Here is a 26,474-nt window from a genome sequence, read left to right as displayed (position 1 = left end):
GCGAAACGCGGAACCTTCGTTGCATCGACTATGACAGCAGGCTGTCATGAAGACAGCGTGCTGTCAATTGGAGGGCGGGGCCTGGACCCGACACCCTGCCGAACCGAACGTCACACTCCATACAACGTGGCCATGGAGCACGCCCCTACCAGCACCTACGCTCACGGCATGACCCCTCATGCCCCGTATGTCGACTCCGCAGCGGGAGCGGCCGTGAAGGCCGCCGACCGCGCCCACGTGTTCCATTCCTGGTCCGCCCAGGGCCTGATCGACCCGCTCGCCGTCGCCGGCGCCGAGGGGGCGTACTTCTGGGACTACGACGGCAACCGCTACCTCGACTTCACCAGCGGCCTCGTCTACACCAACATCGGCTACCAGCACCCGACCGTCGTGGCCGCGATCCAGGAGCAGGCGGGCAAGCTCGTCACCTTCGCCCCCGCCTTCGCGATCGAGGCTCGCTCCGAGGCCGCACGCCTCATCGCCGAGCGCACCCCGGGCGACCTGGACAAGATCTTCTTCACCAACGGCGGCGCCGAGGCCGTCGAGAACGCGGTCCGTATGGCCCGGCTGCACACCGGTCGTACGAAGGTGCTCTCCGCCTACCGCTCGTACCACGGCGCGACCTCCACCGCGATCAACCTCACCGGTGACCCGCGCCGCTGGCCGTCCGACAACGGCTCGGCGGGCGTCGTCCGTTTCTGGGCGCCGTTCCTCTACCGCTCGCCGTTCTACGCCGAGACGGAGGCCGAGGAGTGCGCGCGGGCGCTCCAGCACCTGGAGGACACCCTCGCGTTCGAGGGCCCCTCCACGATCGCGGCGATCATCCTGGAGACGATCCCCGGCACTGCGGGCATCATGACGCCGCCGCCCGGCTACCTCGCGGGCGTCCGCGCGCTCTGCGACCGGTACGGGATCGTGTTCGTCCTCGACGAGGTCATGGCCGGTTTCGGTCGTACGGGCAAGTGGTTCGCCGCCGACCACTACGACGTCGTGCCCGACCTGATGACCTTCGCGAAGGGCGTCAACTCGGGTTACGTGCCGCTCGGCGGGGTCGCGATCAACGCCGAGATCGCCGCGACGTTCGAGACCCGCCCCTACCCGGGCGGACTCACGTACTCCGGCCACCCGCTGGCCTGCGCAGCCGCCGTCGCCACGATCAAGGTGATGGAGGACGAGAAGGTCATCGAGAACGCCGCCCACATCGGCGAGAACGTCCTCGGCCCCGGCCTGCGCGAGCTGGCCGAGCGCCACCCCTCCGTCGGCGAGGTCCGTGGCCTGGGCGCGTTCTGGGCGCTGGACCTGGTCCGCAACAAGGAGACCCGCGAACCGCTGGTGCCGTACAACGCCTCGGGCGCGGACAACGCCCCGATGGCCGCCTTCGGCGCGGCGGCGAAGAAGCACGGCCTGTGGCCCTTCATCAACATGAACCGCACCCACGCCGTCCCCGCCTGCAACGTGACCGAGGCGGAGGCCAAGGAGGGCCTCGCGGCCCTGGACGCGGCGCTGTCGGTCGCCGACGAGCACACCGCGTAAGGAGTCCCCTCCCCTTTTCGGTTCCCCTCCTCCGGGGGCGTCCCGTGCCTGGCGGCCTCCCTCCGGCTGCCGCTCCGGCTTCCCTGCCCGGATGCGGGCCGGCGCGCCTGGCTTATGGTGACCGGAACCGAAAAGGGGAAGGGGCGCCATGGGGGCGAGCGGAGGCGTGACCCGCAATACGCTGCGGCAGCAGATCGCGGACGCGCTGCGTGACGAGGTGCTGTCCGGGCGTCTGCAGCCGGGCCGGGAGTTCACCGTCAAGCAGATCGCGGAGCAGTACGGCGTCTCGGCGACCCCGGTGCGCGAGGCGCTGTTCGACCTCTCCGCGCAGGGCCTCCTCGAATCGGACCAGCACCGCGGTTTCCATGTGCGCGAATTCAGCGTGGCCGACTACCGGTCGATGGTGGAGGCCCGCGCGCTCGTGATCGACGGGGTGTTCCGTGGCCTCTTCGCGGGTGAGGAGCCGGCGCGAGCCCGCCTCGCCCCGTACCGCGACGCGCTCGTCTCCGTACGCCGCCGGGCCGAGGAAGCCGCCCGGGCGGCCCGCTGCGGCGACCTCGACATCCTGATCGGCTACGACCTGCGCTTCTGGCGCGAGCTCGGTGCGATCGTCGACAACACGTACATCACCGATTTCCTGCACCGCCTGCGCGTCCAGGCGTGGGTGTTCGCCGTGCCGTATCTGCGCGGGGACGCCGACGTGCGGGACTGGCTGTGGAACGGCCACCAGGAGCTGGTCGAGGCGATCATCGAGGTGGACGAGGACGCCGTACGCGCGGTGCTCGACGCGTACAAGGAGCACGGCCTGAAATGGGCCGACAGGCTCGCGAACGGAAACCCGGCGCACCCGGGCCGCGGCGCGGGGACGGCCGGCCCCGCGGAATAGGTCGGGAGGTGCCCTGTGCGGGACGTTCCGTCCGCATTACGCTGTCCCGACCATCGCACGAACCCGTTGGAGAGCGAGCATTCGTGGCCTGTGACCTGTGGCTGGTCCCCCTAGTCGACGTGCTGTGCCACAGCCCCGACAACCCCTTCGCAGAAGAGATCGCCATCTACGACAAGGCGCTGGGTGAAGCGGGTCTGCCGCCCGTCCCCGTCTACGCCTACATGCCGGGCCTCACGGGTGACGTCGCCCCGGTCGCGGGGTTCGACTACGACGCGCTGCACTTCCTGCGCCGCGCCTACATGCTCCAGCTGAGCGGCCTCGCGGTGACTCCCGTCGACGAACTGGGCGGGGACTACGAGCAGTTGCTGGAGATGTTCGAGCAGGGCGCGCAGCACTCACATCTGGTCTGGCACTACGACCACGCGGGGGCGTACGTCCCGGTGGACTTCGCCGCCCCGCTCTCGAACGACGAACTGCTGGAGGGCGGCGGTCCGTTGGGCTCCTCGCACGGCCTGCTGCGTGAGCTGGAGCTCGTGGCCCCGTCGATCGGTATCGACCCGGCGAACCCGCCGACCGCCCCGCTCCCCCCGATCGGCCCGACGACACTGGAGGAACCGGCCGGCCCGATCCTCCACGACGACAGCCCGTTCGCCCGCGAGCGTCACGTATGGCTGGGGCTGCACGCGGCGGCCACGAGAAGCCTGGCCCAGGGCTCAATGATCATCTTCAGCTGACCGAAGGGCGCACGGCCGAGCCCCCTCCGCCCGGCCCTCACTCCTACGGCCCGTCGAACCTCTCCAGGTCCCGCCCGGCCCCACTCCTACGATCCGCCGAGCCACTCCCGTCCCGTCCGGCGTTCGAGGACGGAACCGTCAACGTGCCGGGCGGCGCCCTGCGAACCCGGCCGGGCGCGTCCGGCCCGTCCGGCGTTCGAGGACGAGGGGCGGCGGCTCCTGGGAGGCAACCCCGCCCGGCCCACCCCCGCCCTACTCCGGTGGCCGCTGCCGAGGCATGTTCGGCCGCCCCACGGTCGGCAGGGCGAACCGTCCCACCACACCCCCCGGCTCGGCCCGCCCGCTCCCGCCCCCGGACACCATCGACTGCATCCCCATCGGCGCGGGCCCGGCCCGGAACTCCACCATCCAGTCCGCCGTCTCCGACCGCACCAGTTCCGTGACGTCCTCCGAGAACCGCCGCAGCACCCCGAGACACCGCTCCGCCGCCTCGCTCGCCGTGCCCTCGGCAGGCCCCAGCACCTCCCGTACGCACTCCGACGCCCAGTCGAACTGGAGCACCTGAAGCCGCCGCTGCACCGCCTGCGCCGTCGCGAGGTTCCTTATCCAGCCCGAGGTCAGCCCGAAGTACCGGTCGCAGGCCATGCACGCCGCACCCAGCAGCAGCGAGAGATAGCCCCACCCCGCCGCCCCGTCCAGCGCGCCCGTCAGATCGAGCAGCGGCAGGGCCGCACCCGAGACGACACCCGCCGCCGTGCCCAGTCGCAGCGCCCTCGCCGCCCGCCGCTTACGGAGGCGGTCCTGGAAATACCAGTCCGCGGTGCGCAGGGCACCGTCCTCCACCCACCGGTAGAGCTCGTCGAGACGTTCGGCCGGCTCGCCCCAGTCCCCGAGGGGGAAGGGACGGCTCGTGAGGTCCGTGGGCGCCCGCACTCCCCGGGGCGGACCGGATGGACGGGACGGACCGGAGCGCTCAGTTCCGGTTTCTCCACCGGTTCCCTCGCCGGACTCCTTGCGGGGCGGCCCCTCGGGCTGCATCTCCGGCTGACTCACCGGGGCACTCCTCTGCACTCTGCGTAGGAACGACGTGGGTTCTCTGGCTGACTCCGGGTAACTCTGCGTTACCACTGATGCGCGTGGGTGTACTGATACGCGTCCCTTCCTACCGCCGAATGGTGGGCCATGGAGTCAAAATCGAGGGATCCCTGCGTGTACACGGCCTGTGATCAGGTATAGGAGGGTGAGCACCGCGTCCCAAATCTCACCCGAAAGAGTTGGTCCCCGGTGAGTGGGGCGCGCCGACCGGTGACCACGTAGGCTCGGCATACCGAAACATTTGTCGTCGAAATGCCAGGAGTGACCGTGATTCCCGGTGGTGGTCAGCCGAACATGCAGCAGCTGCTCCAGCAGGCCCAGAAGATGCAGCAGGACCTGGCCGAGGCCCAGGAGGAACTGGCCAGGACCGAGGTCGACGGACAGGCGGGCGGAGGCCTGGTGAAGGCCACGGTGACCGGTTCCGGTGAGCTCCGCGCCCTGGTGATCGACCCCAAGGCCGTGGATCCGGAGGACACCGAGACGCTCGCCGACCTCGTCGTCGCGGCGGTCCAGGCGGCGAACGAGAACGCGCAGGCGCTCCAGCAGCAGAAGCTGGGCCCGCTCGCCCAGGGCCTCGGCGGCGGCATCCCGGGTCTTCCCTTCTGACCCGGTCCCACACCTGGTCATACGCAGACCTACAGATACCCAGGCGTACCAACTACGGTACGAGCAGAGCAGCACAGCACCAGAGAGGCTTTCCGTGTACGAAGGCGTTGTTCAGGACCTCATCGACGAACTGGGCAGGCTGCCCGGCGTCGGTCCCAAGAGCGCGCAGCGGATCGCCTTTCACATCCTGCAGGCCGAGCCGACCGACGTACGGCGTCTCGCCCATGCGCTCCTTGAGGTCAAGGACAAGGTCCGGTTCTGCTCGGTGTGCGGCAACGTCGCCCAGCAGGAGCAGTGCAACATCTGCCGGGACACCCGCCGCGACCTGACCGTCATCTGCGTGGTCGAGGAGCCGAAGGACGTCGTCGCGATCGAGCGGACCCGCGAGTTCCGGGGCCGTTACCACGTACTCGGCGGCGCGATCAGCCCGATCGAGGGCGTCGGTCCCGACGACCTGCGGATCCGCGAGCTGCTGGCCCGGCTCGCGGACGGCTCCATCACGGAGCTGATCCTGGCGACGGACCCCAACCTGGAGGGCGAGGCCACCGCGACGTACCTGGCGCGGATGGTCAAGCCGATGGGCCTCAGGGTGACCCGGCTGGCCAGCGGCCTGCCCGTGGGCGGCGACCTCGAGTACGCCGACGAGGTCACCCTCGGCCGCGCGTTCGAAGGCAGGCGACTTCTGGATGTATGACGCCTGCGCTGTGCTTCTCCGGCCCCACTCACCGTTCGAGAACGCGCCTACGGGAGGTCGCCTCGATGTCTGACGCCACGCTGAACTCCGTCACTCAGGACCCGGACGACTTCGCCGTCCAGATCGCGGACCAGATCAAGACGTTCATCGTCGCGGTCACCGAGGTGTCCAAGGTCGAGGAGCCGGAGGAGGCTGTCCCCGTACTGCTGCTCCAGGTCTCGCAGCTGCTGCTCGCGGGAGGCAGGCTCGGCGCGTACGAGGACGTCCTGCCCGACGAGCGCTACGAGCCCGACCTCGGCCCCGAGCCGGACGCGGACGGCCTGCGGGAACGTTTCGCGGCGCTCCTGGAGCCGATCGACGTCTACTCCGAGGTCTTCGACCCGTACGAGCCCCGCAAGGCACCGGTCCCGCACCGCATCTCCGACGACCTGGCCGACCTGGTCACGGACCTCGGCCACGGACTCGCCCACTACGAGGCGGACCGCACGGCCGAGGCGCTGTGGTGGTGGCAGTTCTCGTACTTCTCCAACTGGGGCTCCACGGCCTCCGCGACCCTGCGCGCCCTCCAGTCCCTGGTCGCCCACATCCGCCTGAACCAGCCCCTTGAGGAACTGGACGGCCTGGACACCGACCAGGACCCGGGCGACGCGAACCTCGCCGAGGAAGCCGGCCGGGTCATGTTCCAGGAGATCGCGGGCCCCCTGGGCCTCCGCCCGGCCAAGTAGCGCGATCCGGGCCGGCCCGCGACCCCGTGCCATCGGCTCGCCGTGACCGACGCCGCGACGCGCCGGGCCTGTGGCCTCGGGCGGATCGACCTATCGTGGAGGTGTCCCGCGATTCCCGTGGGAGGGGGCCGACGTGGCCCTTTCTGGCTCCTGGCCGACGCGGGTGAGTGACCCCCATCGGTGTGGGCTGAGCCACAAACGGGCGTGGTTCGCGGATCGGCGGGCAGCAACCTCGTACGAGCAGACCGGGACGCCACGCCGGACCACCTGGTGGGCGGGACATCTCACCATCTGGTAAGGACGAGGCGATTCCGGCCTGCTCGTTAAACTGAGCCGACCGCACTATTGAATTGAGCGAGGAGCGCACGTGGGCCTTGTCGTGCAGAAGTACGGAGGCTCCTCCGTAGCCGATGCCGAGGGCATCAAGCGCGTCGCCAAGCGAGTCGTAGATGCCAAGAAGAACGGCAACCAGGTGGTTGTCGTGGTGTCAGCGATGGGCGACACGACGGACGAGTTGATCGATCTCGCCGAGCAGGTTTCCCCGATCCCTGCCGGGCGTGAGTTCGACATGCTGCTGACCGCGGGAGAGCGGATCTCCATGGCGCTGCTGGCCATGGCGATCAAAAACCTGGGCCACGAGGCCCAGTCGTTCACGGGCAGCCAGGCCGGCGTCATCACCGACTCGGTTCACAACAAAGCGCGGATCATCGACGTCACGCCGGGCCGGATCCGGACCGCGCTCGACGAGGGCAACATCGCGATCGTCGCCGGGTTCCAGGGCGTGTCCCAGGACAAGAAGGACATCACCACCCTGGGCCGAGGCGGATCCGACACCACCGCTGTCGCACTGGCGGCCGCGCTGGACGCCGAGGTCTGTGAGATCTACACCGATGTGGACGGTGTCTTCACCGCCGACCCCCGGGTCGTGAAGAAGGCCCGGAAGATCGACTGGATCTCTTCCGAGGACATGCTGGAGCTGGCCGCGTCCGGCTCCAAGGTGCTGCTGCACCGGTGCGTCGAGTACGCACGCCGCTACAACATCCCGATCCACGTCCGCTCGTCCTTCTCCGGACTGCGCGGCACCTGGGTCAGCAACGAGCCGCAAGGGGACCAGCAGGTGGAGCACGCGATCATCTCCGGAGTCGCCCACGACATCTCGGAGGCCAAGGTCACGGTCGTCGGCGTGCCCGACAAGCCGGGCGAGGCCGCCGCGATCTTCCGCACCATCGCGAACGCGGAAGTCAACATCGACATGGTGGTGCAGAACGTCTCCGCCGCGTCGACGGGTCTGACGGACATCTCCTTCACCCTCCCGAAGTCCGAGGGCCGCAAGGCCATCGACGCACTGGAGCGGCAGAAGGGCGCGATCGGCTTCGAGTCGCTGCGTTACGACGACCAGATCGCCAAGATCTCCCTGGTCGGCGCGGGCATGAAGACGAACCCGGGCGTCACGGCTGGCTTCTTCGAGGCCCTGTCGGACGCGGGAGTGAACATCGAGCTGATCTCGACATCCGAGATCCGCATCTCGGTGGTCACCCGCGCCGACGACGTCATCGAGGCCGTGCGCGCAGTGCACACCGCCTTCGGCCTCGACAGCGACTCCGACGAGGCAGTCGTCTACGGGGGCACCGGACGATGACGCACAGCCGCCCTTCGCTCGCGGTCGTCGGTGCGACCGGGGTGATCGGCGGCGTCATGCTCCAGATCCTTTCGCAGCACGCGGATGTCTGGGGCGACGTGAAGCTGATCTCCTCCCCGCGGTCGGCCGGCCGGAAGCTGGTCGTCCGCGGCGAGGAGACAGAGGTCCTCGCGCTCGACGAGGACGTGTTCGACGGTGTCGACGTGGCCCTCTTCCTGGTGCCGGACGAGGTGTCCGCCCGGTGGGGGCCCGTCGCCGCGTCCAAGGGCGCCGTGGTCATCGACGACTCCGCGGCCTTCCGCATGGACGACGACGTGCCCCTGGTCGTCCCCGAGATCAACCCCCATGCCGCCCGGCTCCGGCCGCGCGGCATCGTCGCGTCCCCGCACTGCACCACGCTGTCGCTGATCGTCGCGGTCGGTGCGCTGCACGCCGAGTTCGGTCTCCAGGAACTGATCGTCTCCTCCTACCAGGCGGTCAGCGGCGCGGGCCGCGAAGGTGTCGCCGCGCTCCGCGAGGAGCTGTCCCTGGTGGCCGGTACGGAGCTGGGCACACATCCCGGAGACGTACGACGCGCCCTCGGCGAGGGTGACGCGAGCCCGTTCGCCGCTCCCGTAGCGCTCAACGTCGTGCCGTGGGCGGGGGCCGATGCCGGCAACGGCTGGTCGTCCGAGGAGATCGCCATCCGCGAGGAGTGCCGGAAGGTCCTTGACCTGCCGAACCTGCGGGTCGCCGCGACCTGCGTCTACGTCCCCGTCGTCGCGACGCACTCGATGTCCGTCCACGCGCGCTTCGAGAACGAGGTCGCCGTCGACCGGGCCCACGAGATCCTGGCGACCGCCCCCGGAGTGGTGCTGTTCGACAGTCCGGCGGCCGGTGACTTCCCCACCCCGTCCGATGTAGTGGGCACGGATCCGACCTGGGTCGGCCGTGTGAGGCAGTCGATGGACGATCCGCGAGCACTCCAAATGTTCATTTGCGGCGATAACCTCCGAAAAGGCGCAGCTCTCAATGTTGCCCAGATCGCCGAGTCGGTGGCCGCCGAATTTCCGCGGACCTGATCGTCGGGGTTTTGTAGGATCTGTGCGTTCCTTGTGAGCAATTAGCAGGTCTGAACCTCTTGAGCTGGGACATTGCCGTATCCGACGATGATCTCCTGGCTTTTTGCAACCGCGGGTCGGGCGGCTGCGTCTATGCCGTCACTCATGCGTGGCGGGGCGCATGTATGGGGCATTCGGGGAAGAGCAGGTACGTATGAGGGCATGTCGCACAGCGCCAAACGCGATGGCGCACGCGTACAACCCTGACGGGGGGAAGCGTGTCCAACAGGCGTGGCAGAGGTTCTCGACATCACAGTGGTGGGCCCGTTGCGAGGCGCTTCCCTGCGTCCGCTCCGGAGGCCCCGCGCACCCGGCGGTATGCCGGTGATCGCGCCCATGCCGGCTGCGCGCTCCACCCGGCTGCCCTCGCAGCGCGGGGGTGCTGAGGAGACGGTGGCCGCAGGGACCACGGTCGACCACCTTACGGAGACCTACCGCGCCCACTACCGTTCGCTGCTCGGCCTCGCCGCCCTGCTGCTGGACGACACGGCGTCGTGCGAGGACGTGGTGCAGGAGGCGTTCATCCGCGTGCACTCCGCGCGTAACCGGGTCCGCGACCCGGAGAAGACGCTCGCGTACCTCCGGCAGACGGTGGTCAACCTCTCCCGCTCCGCACTGCGTCGCCGCATCCTCGGTCTGAAGCTGCTCTCCAAGCCCATGCCCGACATGGCGAGCGCGGAGGAGGGGGCGTACGACCAGCTGGAGCGGGACGCGCTGATCAAGGCGATGAAAGGGCTGCAGCGACGCCAGCGCGAGGTGCTGGTGCTCCGCTACTTCGCGGACATGACGGAGGCCCAGGTCGCGGAGACCCTCGGCATATCGCTCGGCTCGGTCAAGGCATACGGTTCCCGAGGCATCGCGGCGCTGCGCGTCGTGATGGAGGCACAGGCATGAGCGGCCCCGAGCACAGGCGTGATAACGACCGGACTGGAAACGGAATTGTGAACCACGGGTCGGACAACACACCGGACTCCCCATCGGATGCTTCGGCGGACGGTACCGGGGCGCGGGACCAGGCCCAGGATCAGTCATCGGCCCAGGAGCCGGAGCTCGAACCGGAACGGGAACTGGAGCGGGACGTGGCGCCGCAGCCGGAACCGGATCCGCACAGCGTGCAGGCCCTGGGCGCGGCTGACGGCGACAGTTCCGTGGCCGGTGACAGCTCAGCGGCCGACGGCGATCCTCCGGCCGAAGGCGCGTCCGCGGCGGGCGACGGCTCCGCGGCGGGCGACGGCTCCGCGGCGGGCGACGGCTCCGCGGCGGGCAACGGCTCCGCGGCGGGCGACGGCTCCGCAGCCGAGGACAGCTCAGCGGCCGACATCAGCGTGCTGACCAGCCTGTTCGGGCGGAAGCCGGTGAGCGGCCCCGACGCCGGTGCCGGCACGGAAACCGATCGCGACGACGACGCCGCGGACCTGCACACGGGACTCGGCAGCGGCCTCGACACCGGCCTCGACGAGCTCGCTCTTCGCCGCATGTTCCAGGGAGCGGTACAGGACCTCGAACCCTCCAGCGGCACCCTCGACCACCTTCATCGCGCCGTGCCCGCCCGCCGCGCACGCCGGCGGCAGGCCGTCGTCGGAGTCGCCGCGGCAGCCCTGCTGATCGGTACCGCCGTCCCCGCGTTCGTGCACGTCGCCCGGTCGAACGGCGACACCGGCGTCAACTCCGCCATCGCAGGTCACGGTGAGCAGGCCCAGGGCGGCAGCGGCGAGGAACCGGGCGAGGAGCCCGGCGACGACAAGGAGCCGGGACCGGCCGACGAGGTGACCGACGGCGGCGAGGGCGAACCGGAGGTCTCCGAGTCCCCCTCCGCGGACGGCGGAGACGTACCCGACCCCCAGGGCAACGGCGGCGTCGCCGACACCCCGCGCTCCGAAGCGCCCCCGGTGGGCAGCTGCGGACCGGACCAGCTCGCCGTGCTCTCGGCCGAGTCGGGCCCCCCGGGCCCGGACGGAACGGTGTACGGCACGTTCCGGATCTCCAACAAGTCCGAGGCGGACTGCTCGGTGAGCGGCGACGGCTCGGTGGGCGTGCAGGCCATGGGCGCGGCCGACCCGCTCAGGATCCAGGTCGTCCGGTACGCGGCGGGTGACCCGCCGTCCGGGCTGCCCGATCCCTCGCTGGAGCCCGGCACGGTGCTGCTGAAGCCGGCCATGGCGTACGAGGTGCGGTTCGCCTGGGTGCCGTCCGACACCTGCCCGGCGACCGTGCCACCGCCCAGCCCCACACCCACGGACGGTGCCGGCGGCACCACGGGCGAAGGGATGACCGCGGCGGGCCCGGAGGCGCAGTTCGCCAGCGAGGACGGCGGGGTCCAGGACGGCAGCATCGCGGTGACGCACACCTCGGAGGCCGGAGGCCCGTCCGTGCAGACGACGATCTCCAACGCCTGTGCGGGCACGGTCTATCGCACGGGAGCGCTCGCCGCTTCCTAGGGACAGCGGCCGGCAGCGGTCCGTCGGCGGCGGTCCCTCCGACAGTGGCCCTGCGTCTGGCCTTGCGACTGTCGCCCTGCGACATGGCCCTCGCGGCGGTGGCAGGGCAGTGATGTGACCAAGGGGACGGCCCGCGTGCGGGCCGTCCCCTTGTCGTCGTCCTCGTCCGGTCCTGAGCCGGTACGGCTCAGTCGGCGTCGGCCGCGAGGCCCAGTTCCACGTCGCGCGCGGCCTCCGCCTCACGCCGCATGAGCCGGAACCACATGAAGAGCACGAAGCCGCCGAAGACGAACCACTCGCCCGTGTAGCCGAGGTTCTGGAACGCCTTCAGGTCCAGCCCGCTGCCTGCGGGCGCCTCGGCGGGCACCGGCTTCAGCGCGCTCTTCGCCGAGCCGCCCGAGCCGGCCGTAACGCCCGACTCCAGCTCCGGCTTCTGGAGCGTGACCCAGGCGTCGTACACGTCGTAGGGCACGAGGTTCACCAGCGACGCGGCGCTGATCATGCCGAGCTGGCCCTCGGGCAGCCCGCCCTCGGAGTGGGCGCCGTCGGTGCCCGCTGTCTCGGACGCCTGGAGATCGCCGGTCACCGTGACCTCACCGGGCGGTGCGGCGGGCACCTCGGTGCTGCCCGCGTTGCCGGGCAGCCAGCCGCGTACGACCGGGAGGGCCTTGCCGCCGTCGGTGCGGAGCATGTTGAGGACGTAGAAGCCGTTGCGGTCGTCCAGCTCGCGGCCGGGGACGAGGAACTGCTCGCCGTACGTCCCGGTGGCGGTCGCGGGCCTGCCCGACGTCACCTTGTCCACCGGCAGCAGGGAGTCCAGGGGTTCGGCGGCCCGCGTACCCGGATCGGGCCGCTTCTCGGCCTCCTCGTGCGACTGCACGCGGTCCTCGAAGCGGCCGAGCTGCCAGGTGCCCATGAACACGCAGAACGGGATGGCCAGCACGACGAAGAGGTTGATCCCCCACCATCGCGGGGTCAGCAGGAACCGGTACACCCCTCCACGGTACGGTCCCCGCTCCACGGGCCGGGCGCGGGGGCCCTCGATCACCCGTGGCGCGAGTCCTCCGCTCCGGCCTCGCTCGGCTGACGGACCGGCTTCACCCCCGCCCGAGGTGCCGGAGCGCGAAGTCCAGTTCCAGACGCACCTGCTTGATCCGCTCCTCCACGACGAGGGAGCCGTGCCCCGCGTCGTACCGGTACACCTCGTGCACCGCGTCGCGGGCCTTGAGGCGGTCCACGTAGTTCTCCACCTGACGGATGGGGCAGCGCGGGTCGTTGACGCCCGCCGAGATGTAGACCGGGGCGCGCACCGCGTCGACGTAGGTGAGTGGGGACGATGCCTCGAAGCGCTCGGGCACCTCCTCCGGTGTGCCGCCCAGCAGCGTCCTGTCCATCGCCTTCAGGGCCTCCATCTCGTCGTGGTAGGCCGTGACGTAGTCGGCGACCGGCACGGCGGCCAGACCGAGGGCCCAGGCGTCCGGCTGGGTGCCGAGGCCGAGCAGGGTCAGATAGCCGCCCCAGGAGCCGCCCGCCAGGACCAGCTGGACCGGGTCGGCGAGACCCGACTTGACCGCCCAGTCACGGACGGCCGCGATGTCCTCCAGCTCGATCAGGCCGACCCGGTGCTTGAGCGCGTCCGTCCAGGCGCGGCCGTACCCGGTGGAGCCGCGGTAGTTGACCCGGACGACCGCGAAACCGTGGTCCACCCAGGCGGCCGGGCCGGACGCGAAGGCGTCGCTGTCGTGCCAGGTCGGGCCGCCGTGGATCTCGAAGACCGTCGGGAACGGGCCGTCCCCGGTGGCGGGACGCTGGACCAGGGCGTGGATACGGCCGCCGGGACCCTCCACCCACGCGTCCTCGACGGGCACCGACGCCGGGGCCTTCGGACCCGGCGGGTCCAGGACCACCGCGCCGGTCGTGGACCGGACGACGGGCGGCAGAGCGGCCGAGGACCAGAGGTACTCCACGGTGCCGTCGGGGCGGGCCGTCGCGCCCGACACCGTGCCGGCCGGGGTCGCCACCCGTACCGGCTCCTTCGCGCCCGGCTCGTACCGCCACAGCTCGCTGCGGGCCTCGAAGCTGTGCTCGACGAGCAGCGCGGAACCGTCCGGATACCACTCGGCGCCCACATCACCCGGGAGATCGATCGGCAGGTCCGTCTCCGTCCCGGCGACCGGGTCCCAGATCATCGGCTCCCAGCGGCCCCTGCGCTGGTGCCCGACGAGGAGACGCGTGTCCCCGGCCACCGGGGCGAAGCCCAGGACGGCGAGGCCGAGCTCCTTGGTGCCGCCCTCGGTGTCGTCGAGCTCCGCGACGGTGGAACCGTCCGGCCGCACCACCCGGAGCGCGGAGTGCATCGCGTCGCCGTGCTCCGTGTGCTCAAGGGCGATCAGCGTGCCGTCGTGGGAGAGGTCCCCCACCCCGGCGGACTCCCGGTGCCGGTAGATCTCCACGGGGGCCTCGGAGGGACGTACGACGTGGACCGTCGTGCCCTCCTCGTCGGTGGACCGGCCGATCACCGCCGTACCGTCCCGGCCGATGGCGAGGCCGGCCGGGTAGGAGGCGTCGAGCCCGGGGGCGGCCGGCTCGTCGTCCCCCTGGGCGCCGTCGAAGGGCTGCCGCATCCACACGCCGAACTCGTCACCGTCGGTGTCGCTGAACCACCAGATGTCGGAACCGTCGGGCGTCAGCACCCCGTCGGTCGTTCCGTTGGGCCGGTCGGTCACCTGGCGCTGCCGCCCACCGGCCCGGTCCCAGGCGTAGAGCTCGTAGGTCCCGGTGGCGTTGGAGACGAACAGTGAGCGGTCAGGTGCGTCCTCGGCCCAGTCGGGCAGGGACACGCGGGGCGCGCGGAAACGCTGCTCCCACTCCGGCGCGGACGAGGCGTTCTGTGTGTCGCTCATGCCACCATCCAACCCGATCGGGCGCCACGGCCGGGTGGCCTGTGGATAACTGTTCGCGTGGCTCCCGGCCCGTGGGTAGCTTTCGGTCATGCATTCACCGACTCCGGACGACTGGCACGACGCCAACCGCGCACGGTGGGACGAGCGCGTGGCGATACACGCGGCGAGCGACTTCTACGACCTCGACGCGTTCCGCGCGGGGAAGGACGCGCTGCGGGACTTCGAGCTCGTGGAGGTCGGGGACGTCACCGGCAAGTCCCTGCTGCACCTCCAGTGCCACATGGGGCTCGACACGCTCAGCTGGGCCCGGCACGGCGCCACCCCCGTCGTCGGCCTGGACTTCTCCGAGCCCGCCGTGGAGACCGCCCGGGGGCTCGCCCGCTCGCTCGGCCTCGGCCCGGAGCGCGCGGCCTTCGTGGCCGCCGACGTGTACGACGCGGCGGAGGCCGTCCCCGATTCCTCGTACGACATCGTCTACACGGGCCTCGGCGCGCTGAACTGGCTGCCCGACATCGAGCGCTGGGCGGAGACCGCCGCCTCGCTGGTCGCGCCCGGCGGGTTCCTGTACCTCGCCGAGTTCCACCCCCTGACCGACGCGCTGGACGACGCGACGGGCTCCCGGGTGACGTACGACTACTTCAGCCGCGAGGCGTGGGTGGACGAGTCCCCCGGTACGTACACCGACGTGAACGCCCCGACCATCAACAACCGCAGCGTGGAGTGGCAGCATCCACTGGGCGAGGTCGTCTCAGCGCTCGCCTCGGCCGGACTGCGGATCGAGCTGCTGCACGAGCACGACGCCTCGCTCTTCGCGCGCTTCGGCACGCTGGCGCCGCAGGGCGACGGCTACTACCGCTTCCCGGCGGACCGGCCCCGCATCCCGCTGATGTACTCGATCAAGGCGTCCCGCCCACTCCCGTAGGAACCGACGGGGTCCGTGCACGCGGAAGCCCGCCGGAGCAGGGCTCCGGCGGGCCTCCATGTCCGTTACGCGGCCGAGCGGAAGGCCGGCAGATAGCCGCCCGCCTGCCCCGTGGCCTTGGGGTGGTAGGAGTTGTAGACCGGGATCGACACGCTGTGGAGCCAGGCGTCGCCGGAGCACAGCTCGTGTCCGGTGAACTCGTCCACCACGCTGGAGAAGGTGAATCCGGCGTCGGCGGCCCGCTTGGCGGTGACACCGTTCAGGATGTCCGACGCCCTGTTGATCGCCCCGCGCTCGGTCTCGGTGAGCCCGGCGATGCAGCTGCCGGAGAGCTTGTAGAAGCGCGGGTACCCCAGCACCACCACACGGGCCTGCGGTGCCCGCGAACGGATCCCGCTGTAGAGCGAGTCGAGGCGGGCCGGCAGTACGTTCTCCATCTGCGAGATCGCCGCGTTCACGCTGTTGACGCAGGTGGCCTCGCTCGACAGGACGCAGTCCGTCATGACGCTCGCGAACCCGACGTCGTTGCCGCCCGCGGTCACGCTGACGAGGGTCGTGGACGAACTCAGCGCTCCAAGCTGCCCGCCGGCGACCGAAGCCGTCGTCGCCCCCGAGCAGGCGACGAAGGCGAACGACGAGGGCGCGTTCGCCGACGCCCAGAGATAGGGATACGCGTTGGTGCTGCGTCGGCAGTCACCGCTGTCGGAGAGGTAGTTGCCGGCGCCGACTCCCGAGGAGTAGGAGTCGCCGAGAGCGACGTAACCACCGGCGGCCGCGGAGGCCGGAGTCGCGGCGCCCAGGGCGGCGACCGCGGCGAGGGCAAGCGTGGTGACGGATGCCCAGATTCTTCGTACTGACATGGCTGCCAGCCCTTCGAAGGGTGGGGGGTGGGTGGGGGATTCGGTGGGGCGCCCCAGTTTCTAGCAGCTCCCGGTACCCGCCGGTAATGCCCGCGCAAGAAGTCGTCTGATATGCCCGAATGATCGTTCGGTACCCGTAGCTCCGCGCGTAGATAAACCTAGAAGTGCCCATGAAAACAAGGCAGTTGGGGTGACGCAGGATGTAAATCGTTTGAACACGCACAGGGGCGGCCGTACCGTTCCCCGCCGGACGGACACCATGAAGGAGGCCCGCGTGAAGGGCACGAAGATGCACCCCGACGAGGTCGACACAGACGTCGCGCTGGTCGGCCGGATGGTCGCTGCGCAGTTCCCGCAGTGGGCGCATCTGCCCGTCCTGGAGGTCCGCTCCGCGGGCACGGACAACGTCATGTACCGGCTGGGCGAGGACATGGCCGTACGCCTGCCGCGCGTCCCCCGCGCGGCGGGACAGGTCGCCAAGGAGCAGCGCTGGCTGCCCCGTCTCGCCCCGCACCTCCCGCTGGCCGTGCCCGTCCCGCTCGGACTGGGCGAACCGGGCGAGGAATACGGGCTTCCGTGGTCCGTCTACGGGTGGCTGGAGGGCGAGAACCTCTACGACTCACCCCTCACGGGCGCCGGTGAGGAGCACGCGGCCGTACAACTGGGCCGGTTCGTCGCCGCGTTGCGTACCGTCGACGCGACCGGTGGGCCGGCGGGCTTCCGCGGCGGACCGGTGAGCAGCCGCGATGCGGACGTCCGTGCCGCGATCCGCCACCTGGGCGCGGACGGCACGGTGGACGCGGACCTGGCGACGGCGGCCTGGGAATCGGCGCTCCGGCTCCCGCAGTGGGAGGGCGGGCCGGTCTGGCTCCACGGGGATCTCCTGCCCGGCAACCTGCTTGCCCGGGGCGGGCGTCTCACGGCCGTCATCGACTTCGGCGGACTGGGCACCGGCGACCCCGCATGCGACACCATGTCCGCCTGGGCCGTTCTGTCCGCCGGCTCCCGCGGCCTGTTCCGCGAGGCCGTCGAGGTGGACGACGCGACCTGGGCCCGGGGGCGGAGCTGGGCGCTGGTCTTCGGCCTCACGGCGTACTCCTACTACCGGGTCACGAACCCCGTGCTCGCGGCCGTCGCCCTGCGGTCGACGGGCGAGGCTCTGGACGACTTCCGGCGCGAGGGCTGACGCCGGACCCGGCCCGCGTTTCGGGCCGGCCGGGTCCCGGCGTACGGAACGCGTCAAGAGCGTCCCCGGACTCGTACAGGACCCGTTAACGGCGGCGGTATGCCCCCTGGGAGGGCGTTTCCTCGGACTGTCCGAACATCCGAGAATCCGTTCTTCACTCAGGAGCTCACGATGGCCGATATGGCCTTCGTCGTCACCACGATCGCGGTCTTCGCGCTGGTGGCCGTCATCGCCAGAGGGGTGGCGAAGCTGTGACCGCCGAGAACCTGGTCGGCCTCGTCGTGGCCGCCGCCCTGCTGGGCTACCTCGTGCTGGCGCTCATCAAGCCGGAGAGGTTCTGACCGGCATGAGTCCTGTCCTCTCCGGAGTGCTCCAGCTCCTCGCCCTGATCGTCGCGCTGGGGCTCGTGTACCGCCCGCTCGGCGATCACATGGCCCGTACCTACTCCACCGACCGCCACCTGCGCGTCGAGAAGTGGATCTACAAGGCCATCGGGGCCGACCCCGCCAGGGAAATGCGCTGGCCCGCCTACCTGCGCGGCGTCCTCGCCTTCTCCGTGGTGAGTGTCCTCTTCCTCTACTTGGCGCAGCGCGTGCAGGGCTCCCTGCCCGGCTCGCTCGGCTTCTCCTCGATCGACCCGGACCAGGCTTTCAACACGGCGGCCTCGTTCGTGTCGAACACCAACTGGCAGTCCTACTACGGCGAACAGGCCATGGGCCATGTCGTGCAGACCGGCGGTCTCGCGGTGCAGAACTTCGTGTCCGCCGCCGTCGGCATGGCCGTGGCCGTGGCTCTCGTCCGGGGCTTCGCGCGCGCCGGCACCGGGGAGCTCGGCAACTTCTGGGCCGACCTGGTGCGCGGCACCGTACGCATCCTGCTGCCGCTCTCCGTGATCGGCGCGCTCGTACTGGTCGCGTGCGGGGCCATCCAGAACTTCTCCGGGATCCATGAGGTCGGCCAGTTCATGGGCGGCAGCCGGCAGTGGAACGGCGGCGCGGTCGCCTCGCAGGAGGCCATCAAGGAGCTGGGCACGAACGGCGGCGGTTACTTCAACGCCAACTCCGCCCATCCCTTCGAGAACCCCACCCCCCTCTCGAACCTCTTCGAGATCTTCCTGATCCTCGTCATCCCGTTCGCGCTGACCCGCACGTTCGGCAGGATGGTCGGCAGTGTCAGGCAGGGATACGCCGTCCTCGCCACGATGGCGGGCATCTGGATCTGCTTCGTCCTGCTCATGATGTGGACCGAATTCGCGCACCACGGAACGGCGTTCGAGATCGCCGGCGGCGCGATGGAGGGCAAGGAGACCCGCTTCGGCATCAGCGGATCCGCGCTCTTCTCCGTCTCGACCACGCTCACGTCGACGGGTGCGGTCAACTCCTTCCACTCCTCCAACACCGGGCTCGGCGGCGGCATCAACCTGCTGGGGATGCAGCTCGGCGAGATCGCGCCGGGCGGTGCCGGCTCCGGGCTGTACGGAATGCTGATCATGGCCGTCATCGCGGTGTTCGTCGCCGGTCTGATGGTCGGCCGCACCCCCGAGTACCTGGGCAGGAAGATCGGCACACGGCAGATCAAGTTCGCCGCCTGCTACATCCTCATCACCCCGGCCCTGGCCCTCGGCTTCACCGCCGCGGCGCTGACCCTGGACACCCCGGTCCACTCGATGGCCAACTCCGGTGCGCACGGCTTCTCCGAGATCCTGTACGCGTACACCTCGGGCGCCAACAACAACGGATCGGCCTTCGCCGGGCTGAACGCGGACACGCAGTGGTTCAACAGCACGATCGGCATCGCGATGCTGCTGGGCCGGTTCCTGCCGATGGTGTTCGTCCTCGCGCTCGCCGGCTCGCTGGCCGAGCAGACCCCCGTACCCGAGACGGCCGGCACGCTGCGCACGCAGAAGCCCCTGTTCGCGGGCCTCCTGGCCGGCACGATCCTGATCGTCACCGGTCTGACCTACTTCCCGGCGCTCGCGCTGGGACCGCTCGCCGAAGGACTCGCGTCATGAGCACCGGTACGCCGACCGCCACCCCCGCCAAGGCCCCGCACGACGACGCTCCCAGCCGTGTCGAACCCGGCAACGGGGCGGTCTCCGCAGGGCTGTTCGACCCGGGGATGCTCATCAGGGCGGTCCCGGACGCGCTGCGCAAGTTCGACCCGAGGGTGATGATCAAGTCGCCGGTGATGTTCGTGGTGCTGATCGGATCCGTACTCACCACAGTCTTCGCGCTCAAGGACCCGGGCGACTGGTTCGGCTGGGCGATCACCGCCTGGCTGTGGCTGACCACCCTCTTCGCCAATCTCGCCGAGGCCGTGGCCGAGGGCCGGGGCAAGGCGCAGGCCGACACGCTCCGCAGGGCGAAGACGGAGACGGTCGCCCGCAGGCTCACCGGTGGCGACGAGGAGCGCGTGCGCGGCACGGAGCTGCGCATCGGTGATCTCGTGGTCTGCGAGCCGGGTGACGTCATCCCCGGCGACGGTGACGTCGTCGAAGGCGTCGCCTCGGTCGACGAGTCGGCGATCACGGGTGAATCGGCCCCGGTCATACGGGAGTCGGGCGGCGACCGCAGCGCCGTCACCGGCGGTACGAAGGTGCTGTCCGACCGGATCGTCGTCAAGATCACCACGAAGCCCGGCGAGACCTTCATCGACCGAATGATCAGCCTGGTCGAGGGCGCGGACCGCCAGAAGACGCCGAACGAGACCGCGCTCAACATCCTGCTCGCGTCCCTCACGATCGTCTTCCTGCTGGCGGTCGTCACGCTCCAGCCGTTCGCCACGTACGCGGGCGCCGAACAGCCGGTGATCGTGCTGACGGCGCTCCTGGTCTGCCTCATCCCCACCACCATCGGCGCGCTGCTCTCGGCCATCGGCATCGCGGGCATGGACCGGCTGGTCCAGCGCAACGTCCTGGCGATGTCCGGGCGGGCCGTCGAGGCCGCGGGTGACGTCTCCACGCTCCTCCTCGACAAGACGGGGACGATCACTCTGGGCAACCGCCAGGCGTCGGAGTTCATACCGGTCAGGGGTGCGGCACGGGCCGAACTCGCCGAGGCCGCCCAGCTCTCCTCACTGGCCGACGAGACCCCCGAGGGCCGCTCGGTCGTGGTCCTCGCGAAGGAGTCGTACGGCCTGCGGGAACGTCACCGCGGCGAACTGGCGCATGCCGACTGGATCGGGTTCACGGCCCAGACCCGTATGTCCGGTGTGGACGTCGAAGGCCGCAAGATCCGTAAGGGCGCGGCGGGTTCGGTCGTCGCGTGGGTGAGGGAGCGCGGCGGCCGTGTCCCCGACGACACGCAGGCGCTCACGGACCGCGTATCCCAGGCCGGCGGCACACCGCTGCTGGTGGCCGTCGAGGACGGCGGGGGAGCCCGCGTGCTGGGGGTCGTCCACCTCAAGGACGTGGTGAAGGAAGGGATGCGGGAGCGGTTCGACGAGCTGCGCCGCATGGGCATCCGGACCGTGATGATCACGGGTGACAACCCGCTGACCGCGAAGGCGATCGCCCAGGAGGCCGGGGTCGACGACTTCCTCGCCGAGGCGACGCCCGAGGACAAGATGGCCCTCATCAAGCGGGAGCAGGCGGGCGGCAAGCTGGTCGCGATGACGGGCGACGGTACGAACGACGCCCCCGCCCTCGCCCAGGCGGACGTCGGGGTGGCGATGAACACCGGCACCTCGGCCGCCAAGGAGGCCGGGAACATGGTGGACCTGGACTCCGACCCCACCAAACTCATCGAGATCGTCGAGATCGGCAAGCAACTGCTGATCACCCGGGGCGCGCTGACGACTTTCTCGATCGCCAACGACGTCGCGAAGTACTTCGCGATCATTCCGGCGATGTTCGCGGTCGTTCATCCGGGCCTGGACAAGCTCAACATCATGGCGCTGTCCTCGCCCGAGTCCGCGATCCTGTCCGCCGTCGTCTTCAACGCGCTGGTCATCATCGCGCTCGTGCCGCTGGCCCTGAGGGGTGTCCGGTACAGGCCCGCGAGCGCGGACAGGATGCTCCGCCGCAACCTCGGCGTCTACGGACTGGGCGGCCTGGTGGCCCCGTTCATCGGAATCAAGCTCATCGACCTGCTCATCTCGACGCTTCCCGGGCTGCGTTGACATGCATCCCGTCTGCGTTGAACTGCTTCCCGCCTGCGTCGAACCGCGAAAGTGCTGACCTGCCATGAACAGCTCCCTGAAGAACACCGCCCGGACGCTCGGCGCGGGACTGCGCGCCCTGCTCGTCCTCACCGTGATCTGCGGCGTCATCTACCCCCTCGCGGTCACAGGCGTCGCCCAGACTCTCTTCCACGAGAAGGCGAACGGCTCCGAGATCACCTCCGACGGCCGGGTGGCCGGCTCCTCACTCATCGGGCAGCGCTACGACCTGCCTCCGAAGAGTGGTGAGGAGACAGCGGCCCCGGACCCGAAATGGTTCCAGCCGCGCCCGTCCAACGGCCTGGGAAGCAACGGCGTGAACTCCCGGTACGACCTGATCCTCTCCGGGGCGACCAACCGGTCCGGCGACAACGCTGAACTGATCCGGTGGGTGAAGGACGCCAAGGCTGCCGTGATCAGGGACAACTCGACCCCCGGCCACCCGGTCAGCCCGTCGCAGGTCCCGCCCGACGCCGTCACCTCCTCCGGCTCGGGCCTGGACCCGCACATCTCCCCGGCGTACGCGAAACTCCAGGTCAATCGGGTTGCCGAGCGCAATCACCTGGACGCGGGGCGGGTTGCCGCGCTGGTCGACTCCCACACCGAGGACCGGCTCCTCGGGTTCATCGGGGAACCGCGCGTCAACGTGCTCCAGCTCAACATCGCCCTGAGGGACCTGACCTCATGAACTGCTGAGAGGCCGCCGGCGGCCCCGGGTGTGTCGGGGCCGCCTGCTCCCCGCCGCCTTACGCTTGGAGTACGACACCCACCAGCCGCCGCACCCACCGGAAACACTCCGCCGGGAGTTGACCGCCATGAGACAGCGCCATCACTTCCACACCGACCACGCGGGCCACTCGGTCTCGGTGACAGTCGAGACGGGCCACACCGTACGGGTGGAAGTACTCGTCGACGGCAAGGAGACCGGCTACGCGGCCACGCGGGGCGACCGCCCCGTCGTCGTACAGGTGGAGATCCCGACCGACCCGCCGGAGGCGGCCACGGTACGCGTGCGGCCGGGCCCCGGCGTCCCCCGGTGCCTCTTCGAGGCACCGGACGCCGAATCCCGGCCGATGTCACCGCGCGCGTACTGAGCCGGCTGGTCAGTTGTGGCCGAACTTCCGTTCCTTCTTGTGCGAGACGCTCTCCCCGATCGCACGTACGGTGTCGGACGTGGCGGCCTGCGCCGGCTTCTGCGCCTTGGTCTCCTCGGTGGCACTGCGCTCATGGCCACCGGTGCGAGCACCACGGTTCTGTCGGCTCTGTTTCTTGCTCACGGTCGCGCCTCCTGTCAGCGTTCCGGACGACGGGGCCCTTCCAGATTCGCAGGTGTGTACGAAGGTCGCATGTCAGGCATGAGCACGCCGCGGACACCGGCGTTCCGTGCGCGCGCATCGAGGAGCGGGTACACGCTGGGTTCGGCCATCAGCGGGCGCTCGGATGCTCAAGCTTGCGGTCATGGCAACACCCGAGCCCCTGAGGTGAGTTGTGTCCACGCGCAGGAGCGGACGGTCCGAATGAGAGCCGCCGGGAAACGTGCGTGCGCACGGGATCCCGGCCGTGCCACGATGACGCCGGAGAGCGAGGTCTCGTGGATGACTTGAGGCGGTTCGGCCTGGCAGTGGTCACGTGGGCGGCCGGCGGAGCTGAGGCGGCAGCGGCGGCCGCCGAGGCGCGGGAGCTGGCGGGCGGCGTGCGGACGATCGTGCTCGTCGAGGGGAGCAGCGACCAGGTCGCGCTCGAAGTGCTGGCCGCGCGCCACGGCCGCGACCTCGGCGCGGAGGGCGTCGCCGTAGTACCGCTGGGTGGCGCGACGAGCATCGGGCGCTTCCTGGACGTGTGCGGTCCACCCGGGCTCGGCCTGCCGCTGGCAGGCCTCTGCGACATCGGCGAGGAACGGCACTTCCGGCGCCACCTGGAACGGGTAGGACTCGGATCCGGTCTCACGCACGCCGGACTGGAGGCGCTCGGATTCCAGGTATGCGTCGCCGACCTGGAGGACGAGCTGATCCGCGCTCTAGGGGCGGAGGGCGTGCAGCAGGTGATCGAGGCCCAGGGCGAGACGCGCCCCTTCCGCACCTTCCAGGGCCAGCCGGCCCAGCGAGGCCGGCCCGTGGAACACCAGCTGCGACGCTTCATGGGCACCCACAGCGGCCGCAAGGCGCTCTACGCCCAGGCACTGATCACACACCTGGACATCGCCCGCGTCCCCCGCCCACTGGACCGCCTCCTCGCCCAGGTCTGACCGGACGACCGCGGAAACGAGTCAGGGCCCGACCCGCTTTCGCGGATCAGGCCCTGACTTTACGGCTGTCGGGGTGGCGGGATTTGAACCCACGACCTCTTCGTCCCGAACGAAGCGCGCTGCCAAGCTGCGCTACACCCCGATGTCACGCGGTCTCCCGGCGACATCGATTACTTTAGCCCACCCGCGGCCGGAGGCGAAATCCGGTTTCTGCGGGAGGGCGGGGGTCCCCAGGCCTCGGGGCGGACGCGGTCCAGGCCCACCAGCAGCGTCGCCAGGGCCGCGAAGAGGAGGCCCAGGGCCAGGGCATTCGTGAGGACGCCCGGGTAGTCGTAGGCGTCGACGTCGAGGAATGGGTACGGGTAGCGGGGCTCGCTGCCGGGGGAGAGGCGGGCTCCCCGGGTGAGGGCGAAGGCCAGGTACGCCACGGGGTGGAGCAGCCACAGCGGGATGAAGCGCAGGCGCAGGGTGCGCGGGGTGGTCAGCAGGAGCCAGTCCAGGGCCGCCGCCAGCGGGGTGACCGTGTGGAGGAGCTGATGGGAGACCGTGCGCAGGCCCGTGATCGCGTGACCCGGGGCGTCGGTCATGGAGAAGGCACCCGCGCTGTTCGCCAGGATCAGGTGGTGGACGAGGCCCGTGATCGCGATGAGGGCGAGGACTCCGCCCGCCAGCCAGGGGGAGAGGGGCGGGCCGCCCCTCCGGGCGCGGTGCGCCGACCAGGCGAAGGTGACGGCGACCAGGAGGTTCGCCTGGATCGCGAAGTGGCTCAGGATCTGGAGCGGTGGCCCGGTGCCCAGGTCGATCACCACACCCGTGACGGCCGCCAAGCACACCAGGGCACGGAAGGCGGCGGCGAAGGGCCTGGGGGACCGGTTCTCGTACGGGACCGGCTCCGCGGACCGTGGGCTGGGGAGCGGGACGGTCCGCGGCGAGGTCATGATCTTCACGGTAGGTGGGGCGGCCGGACCCCGCATTCGTCCGTACGCCGGCCGGGTCGTCGGTCACGGCCATGGTCGCGGTCGTGGCGTGGGTCTTCGCTCCGGGCGCGGTCGTGGCACCTGGGTGTCTGGGGTGCCGCGTCGGCAGCGCGGCCGGCGGCGCAATCGGCCTCCACGACGGGCGACGTGGAGGCCGCGGCCACGCCCCGCCGTCAGTCGCGGGGCGTCAGCGTCAGCAGCGTCGCCTCGGGCGGGCAGGCGAAGCGGACCGGGGTGTAGCGGTTGGTGCCGCAGCCGGCCGAGACGTGCAGGTAGGAGCGCTTGTCCGCGACCATGTGGGTGGAGAGGCCCTTGACCCGGTCCGTGTCCAGGTCGCAGTTGGTGACGAGTGCCCCGTAGAAGGGGATGCAGAGCTGGCCGCCGTGCGTGTGGCCCGCCAGGACGAGCGGGTAGCCCTCAGCCGTGAAGGCGTCGAGGCTGCGCAGGTACGGGGCGTGGACCACGCCGATGGAGAGGTCCGCACCCGTTTCGGGGCCGCCCGCGACCTCGGCGTAACGGTCGCGCTTGATGTGCGGGTCGTCGAGTCCGGTGAACGCGATCTCCAGGCCGTCGAGCTTCAGCCGTCCGCGCGTGTTGGACAGGCCCAGCCAGCCCGCTTCGTCGAACGCGTCCCTCATCGGCTCCCACGGGTTGTGGATGACGCCGACCGCGGGGGCGTTGCCGTTGAGGCCGTGGTTGCCCTGCATCTTCTCGAAGAGGTACCGGGCGGGGTTGCGCAGCTTGGGCCCGTAGTAGTCGTTCGAACCGAACACGTAGACCCCGGGGAGCTCCATCAGCGGACCGAGCGCGTCGAGCACCTCCGGTACGGCGTCCGGGTCCGAGAGGTTGTCGCCGGTGTTCACGACGAAGTCCGGGCGCAGACCCGCGAGCGACTGGAGCCAGGCCCGTTTCTTCCGCTGGCCGGACACCATGTGGATGTCGGACACCTGGAGCACGCGCAACGGGCGTGCCCCGTGCGGGAGTACGGGGACGGTGATCCGCCTCAGGCGGAACGAGCGGGCCTCGAACCCGGCAGCGTAAGCGAGGCCGGCGACGCCGACCGCAGCGCCGACAGCCGTGACTTTCAGGGGTACTCCGTAGCGTGCGCGCATGTGCCCATCGTCGCAGACACGGTGCCGCGACGGGAAAACGCGCAGGCGTCGGGTGCCCCGTACCTGTCACAATCGCCGCATGACCACGCTCAAGTCCAAGCTCAAGGAAGACCTCACCACGGCCATGAAGGCGCGCGACGAGCTGACCTCGTCGACGCTCCGTCTGACCCTCACCGCGATCACCAAGGAGGAGGTCAGCGGCAAGACCGCGCGCGAACTCTCCGACGACGAGGTGCAGAAGGTGATCGCCCGGGAGGCGAAGAAGCGCCGCGAGGCCGCCGAGGCGTTCGCCCAGGGCGGCCGGCAGGCACAGGCCGACCGGGAGAAGGCCGAGGGCGAGCTGCTCGACGCCTACCTGCCCAAGCAGCTTGACGACGAGGAGCTGGCGGCCATCGTCGCCGCCGCGGTCGAGGAGGCGAAGGCCGCCGGAGCCGAAGGGCCCCGCGCGATGGGCGCGGTCATGAAGATCGTGAACCCGAAGGTGGCGGGCCTCGCCGAGGGCGGCCGGGTGGCCGCGACGGTGAAGAAGCTCCTCGCGGGCTGAGGCGCCACGGCCGTTTCACGGCGAGGCAGAACGCAGTGGTGGGGGTCTCACAGTCAAGCTCCCTTGTGCACTTACACTCAACACCTGATTGCCAACCAGGCTGAGGGAACCTTTGGG

At 70.4% G+C, this 26,474-nt stretch carries 26 protein-coding genes and 1 tRNA gene; 19 read left to right on the top strand and 8 right to left on the bottom strand.

Annotation, left to right across the window (positions count from 1 at the left end):
- The first annotated feature begins 168 nt into the window (after positions 1–168).
- The 3 genes from AB0C82_RS30810 (at position 169) to AB0C82_RS30800 (ending at position 3,153) form a co-directional block, all read left to right on the top strand.
- Positions 169–1,533, top strand: a complete 1,365-nt coding sequence (locus AB0C82_RS30810) for an aspartate aminotransferase family protein (protein WP_362848351.1) — start codon at positions 169–171, stop codon at positions 1,531–1,533.
- Positions 1,534–1,681: 148 nt separating this feature from the next.
- Complete coding sequence (locus tag AB0C82_RS30805; protein WP_362848349.1) at positions 1,682–2,419, top strand: GntR family transcriptional regulator; 738 nt, start codon at positions 1,682–1,684, stop codon at positions 2,417–2,419.
- Between the two features lie 83 nt (positions 2,420–2,502).
- On the top strand, positions 2,503–3,153 hold the full coding sequence (locus AB0C82_RS30800; RefSeq protein ID WP_362848346.1) for a hypothetical protein: 651 nt from the start codon (positions 2,503–2,505) through the stop codon (positions 3,151–3,153).
- A 252-nt stretch (positions 3,154–3,405) separates the two neighbouring features.
- Here the strand turns inward: AB0C82_RS30800 and AB0C82_RS30795 are convergent, their stop codons facing one another.
- Positions 3,406–4,206: an SLATT domain-containing protein gene (locus AB0C82_RS30795; RefSeq protein WP_362848343.1), complete on the bottom strand. Its 801-nt coding sequence runs from the start codon at positions 4,204–4,206 to the stop codon at positions 3,406–3,408.
- A gap of 309 nt (positions 4,207–4,515) precedes the next feature.
- Here AB0C82_RS30795 and AB0C82_RS30790 point away from each other — a divergent pair, with 309 nt between their 5' ends.
- The 7 genes from AB0C82_RS30790 to AB0C82_RS30760 all read left to right on the top strand — a co-directional run bounded on the left by AB0C82_RS30790 (position 4,516) and on the right by AB0C82_RS30760 (position 11,450).
- Entirely contained in the window at positions 4,516–4,854 is a 339-nt protein-coding gene (locus tag AB0C82_RS30790) for a YbaB/EbfC family nucleoid-associated protein (RefSeq protein ID WP_362848598.1), read from the top strand.
- Between the two features lie 94 nt (positions 4,855–4,948).
- Positions 4,949–5,548 carry a recombination mediator RecR gene (recR, locus tag AB0C82_RS30785; RefSeq protein ID WP_328910986.1) on the top strand — a complete coding sequence of 200 codons (600 nt, stop codon included), beginning with the start codon at positions 4,949–4,951 and terminating at the stop codon, positions 5,546–5,548.
- 65 nt (positions 5,549–5,613) lie between these two features.
- The gene (locus AB0C82_RS30780) at positions 5,614–6,273 is read left to right on the top strand and encodes a DUF5063 domain-containing protein (protein WP_362848340.1); all 660 of its coding nucleotides are present in this window, start codon (positions 5,614–5,616) and stop codon (positions 6,271–6,273) included.
- A gap of 367 nt (positions 6,274–6,640) precedes the next feature.
- Positions 6,641–7,912: an aspartate kinase gene (locus AB0C82_RS30775; RefSeq protein WP_362848338.1), complete on the top strand. Its 1,272-nt coding sequence runs from the start codon at positions 6,641–6,643 to the stop codon at positions 7,910–7,912.
- The gene (locus tag AB0C82_RS30770) at positions 7,909–8,973 is read left to right on the top strand and encodes an aspartate-semialdehyde dehydrogenase (protein ID WP_362848335.1); all 1,065 of its coding nucleotides are present in this window, start codon (positions 7,909–7,911) and stop codon (positions 8,971–8,973) included. The genes AB0C82_RS30775 and AB0C82_RS30770 overlap by 4 nt, the downstream gene beginning before the upstream one ends.
- Positions 8,974–9,330: 357 nt before the next feature.
- Positions 9,331–9,906, top strand: a complete 576-nt coding sequence (locus AB0C82_RS30765; RefSeq protein ID WP_362848596.1) for a SigE family RNA polymerase sigma factor — start codon at positions 9,331–9,333, stop codon at positions 9,904–9,906.
- A 185-nt stretch (positions 9,907–10,091) separates the two neighbouring features.
- Positions 10,092–11,450, top strand: a complete 1,359-nt coding sequence (locus AB0C82_RS30760; RefSeq protein WP_362848332.1) for a hypothetical protein — start codon at positions 10,092–10,094, stop codon at positions 11,448–11,450.
- 187 nt (positions 11,451–11,637) lie between these two features.
- Here AB0C82_RS30760 and AB0C82_RS30755 read toward each other — a convergent pair whose 3' ends face one another.
- Together AB0C82_RS30755 and AB0C82_RS30750 are read right to left on the bottom strand one after the other, a co-directional pair.
- Positions 11,638–12,444 carry an SURF1 family protein gene (locus AB0C82_RS30755; RefSeq protein ID WP_362848330.1) on the bottom strand — a complete coding sequence of 269 codons (807 nt, stop codon included), beginning with the start codon at positions 12,442–12,444 and terminating at the stop codon, positions 11,638–11,640.
- A gap of 103 nt (positions 12,445–12,547) precedes the next feature.
- Positions 12,548–14,353: a prolyl oligopeptidase family serine peptidase gene (locus tag AB0C82_RS30750; RefSeq protein WP_362848327.1), complete on the bottom strand. Its 1,806-nt coding sequence runs from the start codon at positions 14,351–14,353 to the stop codon at positions 12,548–12,550.
- Positions 14,354–14,441: 88 nt separating this feature from the next.
- Here AB0C82_RS30750 and AB0C82_RS30745 point away from each other — a divergent pair, with 88 nt between their 5' ends.
- The gene (locus AB0C82_RS30745; protein ID WP_362848324.1) at positions 14,442–15,275 is read left to right on the top strand and encodes a class I SAM-dependent methyltransferase; all 834 of its coding nucleotides are present in this window, start codon (positions 14,442–14,444) and stop codon (positions 15,273–15,275) included.
- A gap of 65 nt (positions 15,276–15,340) precedes the next feature.
- Here AB0C82_RS30745 and AB0C82_RS30740 read toward each other — a convergent pair whose 3' ends face one another.
- The gene (locus AB0C82_RS30740) at positions 15,341–16,135 is read right to left on the bottom strand and encodes an SGNH/GDSL hydrolase family protein (RefSeq protein WP_362848321.1); all 795 of its coding nucleotides are present in this window, start codon (positions 16,133–16,135) and stop codon (positions 15,341–15,343) included.
- A 274-nt stretch (positions 16,136–16,409) separates the two neighbouring features.
- On the opposite strand from AB0C82_RS30740, the gene AB0C82_RS30735 reads away from it, so the two are divergent.
- The 6 genes from AB0C82_RS30735 (at position 16,410) to AB0C82_RS30710 (ending at position 22,573) form a co-directional block, all read left to right on the top strand.
- Entirely contained in the window at positions 16,410–17,321 is a 912-nt protein-coding gene (locus tag AB0C82_RS30735; RefSeq protein WP_362848318.1) for an aminoglycoside phosphotransferase family protein, read from the top strand.
- A 251-nt stretch (positions 17,322–17,572) separates the two neighbouring features.
- Positions 17,573–17,662 carry a K(+)-transporting ATPase subunit F gene (kdpF, locus tag AB0C82_RS30730; RefSeq protein WP_362848315.1) on the top strand — a complete coding sequence of 30 codons (90 nt, stop codon included), beginning with the start codon at positions 17,573–17,575 and terminating at the stop codon, positions 17,660–17,662.
- A gap of 5 nt (positions 17,663–17,667) precedes the next feature.
- Positions 17,668–19,332 carry a potassium-transporting ATPase subunit KdpA gene (gene kdpA / locus AB0C82_RS30725; protein ID WP_362848313.1) on the top strand — a complete coding sequence of 555 codons (1,665 nt, stop codon included), beginning with the start codon at positions 17,668–17,670 and terminating at the stop codon, positions 19,330–19,332.
- Positions 19,329–21,440 (top strand): potassium-transporting ATPase subunit KdpB, encoded by a 2,112-nt coding sequence (gene kdpB, locus AB0C82_RS30720; RefSeq protein WP_362848310.1) that lies wholly within the window; start codon positions 19,329–19,331, stop codon positions 21,438–21,440. The genes kdpA and kdpB overlap by 4 nt, the downstream gene beginning before the upstream one ends.
- 64 nt (positions 21,441–21,504) lie before the next feature.
- Positions 21,505–22,167 carry a potassium-transporting ATPase subunit C gene (locus AB0C82_RS30715; protein WP_362848307.1) on the top strand — a complete coding sequence of 221 codons (663 nt, stop codon included), beginning with the start codon at positions 21,505–21,507 and terminating at the stop codon, positions 22,165–22,167.
- Positions 22,168–22,294: 127 nt separating this feature from the next.
- Positions 22,295–22,573: a hypothetical protein gene (locus AB0C82_RS30710; RefSeq protein ID WP_362848304.1), complete on the top strand. Its 279-nt coding sequence runs from the start codon at positions 22,295–22,297 to the stop codon at positions 22,571–22,573.
- 9 nt (positions 22,574–22,582) lie between these two features.
- Here the strand turns inward: AB0C82_RS30710 and AB0C82_RS30705 are convergent, their stop codons facing one another.
- Entirely contained in the window at positions 22,583–22,756 is a 174-nt protein-coding gene (locus AB0C82_RS30705; protein WP_362848302.1) for a hypothetical protein, read from the bottom strand.
- Between the two features lie 314 nt (positions 22,757–23,070).
- On the opposite strand from AB0C82_RS30705, the gene AB0C82_RS30700 reads away from it, so the two are divergent.
- Positions 23,071–23,724 (top strand): TOPRIM nucleotidyl transferase/hydrolase domain-containing protein, encoded by a 654-nt coding sequence (locus AB0C82_RS30700; RefSeq protein WP_362848299.1) that lies wholly within the window; start codon positions 23,071–23,073, stop codon positions 23,722–23,724.
- Between the two features lie 68 nt (positions 23,725–23,792).
- Here AB0C82_RS30700 and AB0C82_RS30695 read toward each other — a convergent pair.
- The 3 genes from AB0C82_RS30695 to AB0C82_RS30685 form a co-directional block, all read right to left on the bottom strand.
- Positions 23,793–23,866: transfer RNA gene (locus tag AB0C82_RS30695), tRNA-Pro, on the bottom strand.
- A gap of 28 nt (positions 23,867–23,894) precedes the next feature.
- Positions 23,895–24,662, bottom strand: a complete 768-nt coding sequence (locus AB0C82_RS30690; RefSeq protein WP_362848296.1) for a Pr6Pr family membrane protein — start codon at positions 24,660–24,662, stop codon at positions 23,895–23,897.
- A 212-nt stretch (positions 24,663–24,874) separates the two neighbouring features.
- Positions 24,875–25,813 (bottom strand): metallophosphoesterase, encoded by a 939-nt coding sequence (locus tag AB0C82_RS30685; protein WP_362848293.1) that lies wholly within the window; start codon positions 25,811–25,813, stop codon positions 24,875–24,877.
- 79 nt (positions 25,814–25,892) lie between these two features.
- On the opposite strand from AB0C82_RS30685, the gene AB0C82_RS30680 reads away from it, so the two are divergent.
- Positions 25,893–26,357 (top strand): GatB/YqeY domain-containing protein, encoded by a 465-nt coding sequence (locus tag AB0C82_RS30680; RefSeq protein WP_362848290.1) that lies wholly within the window; start codon positions 25,893–25,895, stop codon positions 26,355–26,357.
- The last annotated feature ends 117 nt before the right edge of the window (positions 26,358–26,474 follow it).

The sequence above is a fragment of the Streptomyces sp. NPDC048560 genome (assembly GCF_040650955.1).
Lineage (GTDB): Bacteria > Actinomycetota > Actinomycetes > Streptomycetales > Streptomycetaceae > Streptomyces.
This window is presented reverse-complemented; position numbering and strand designations above follow the sequence as displayed.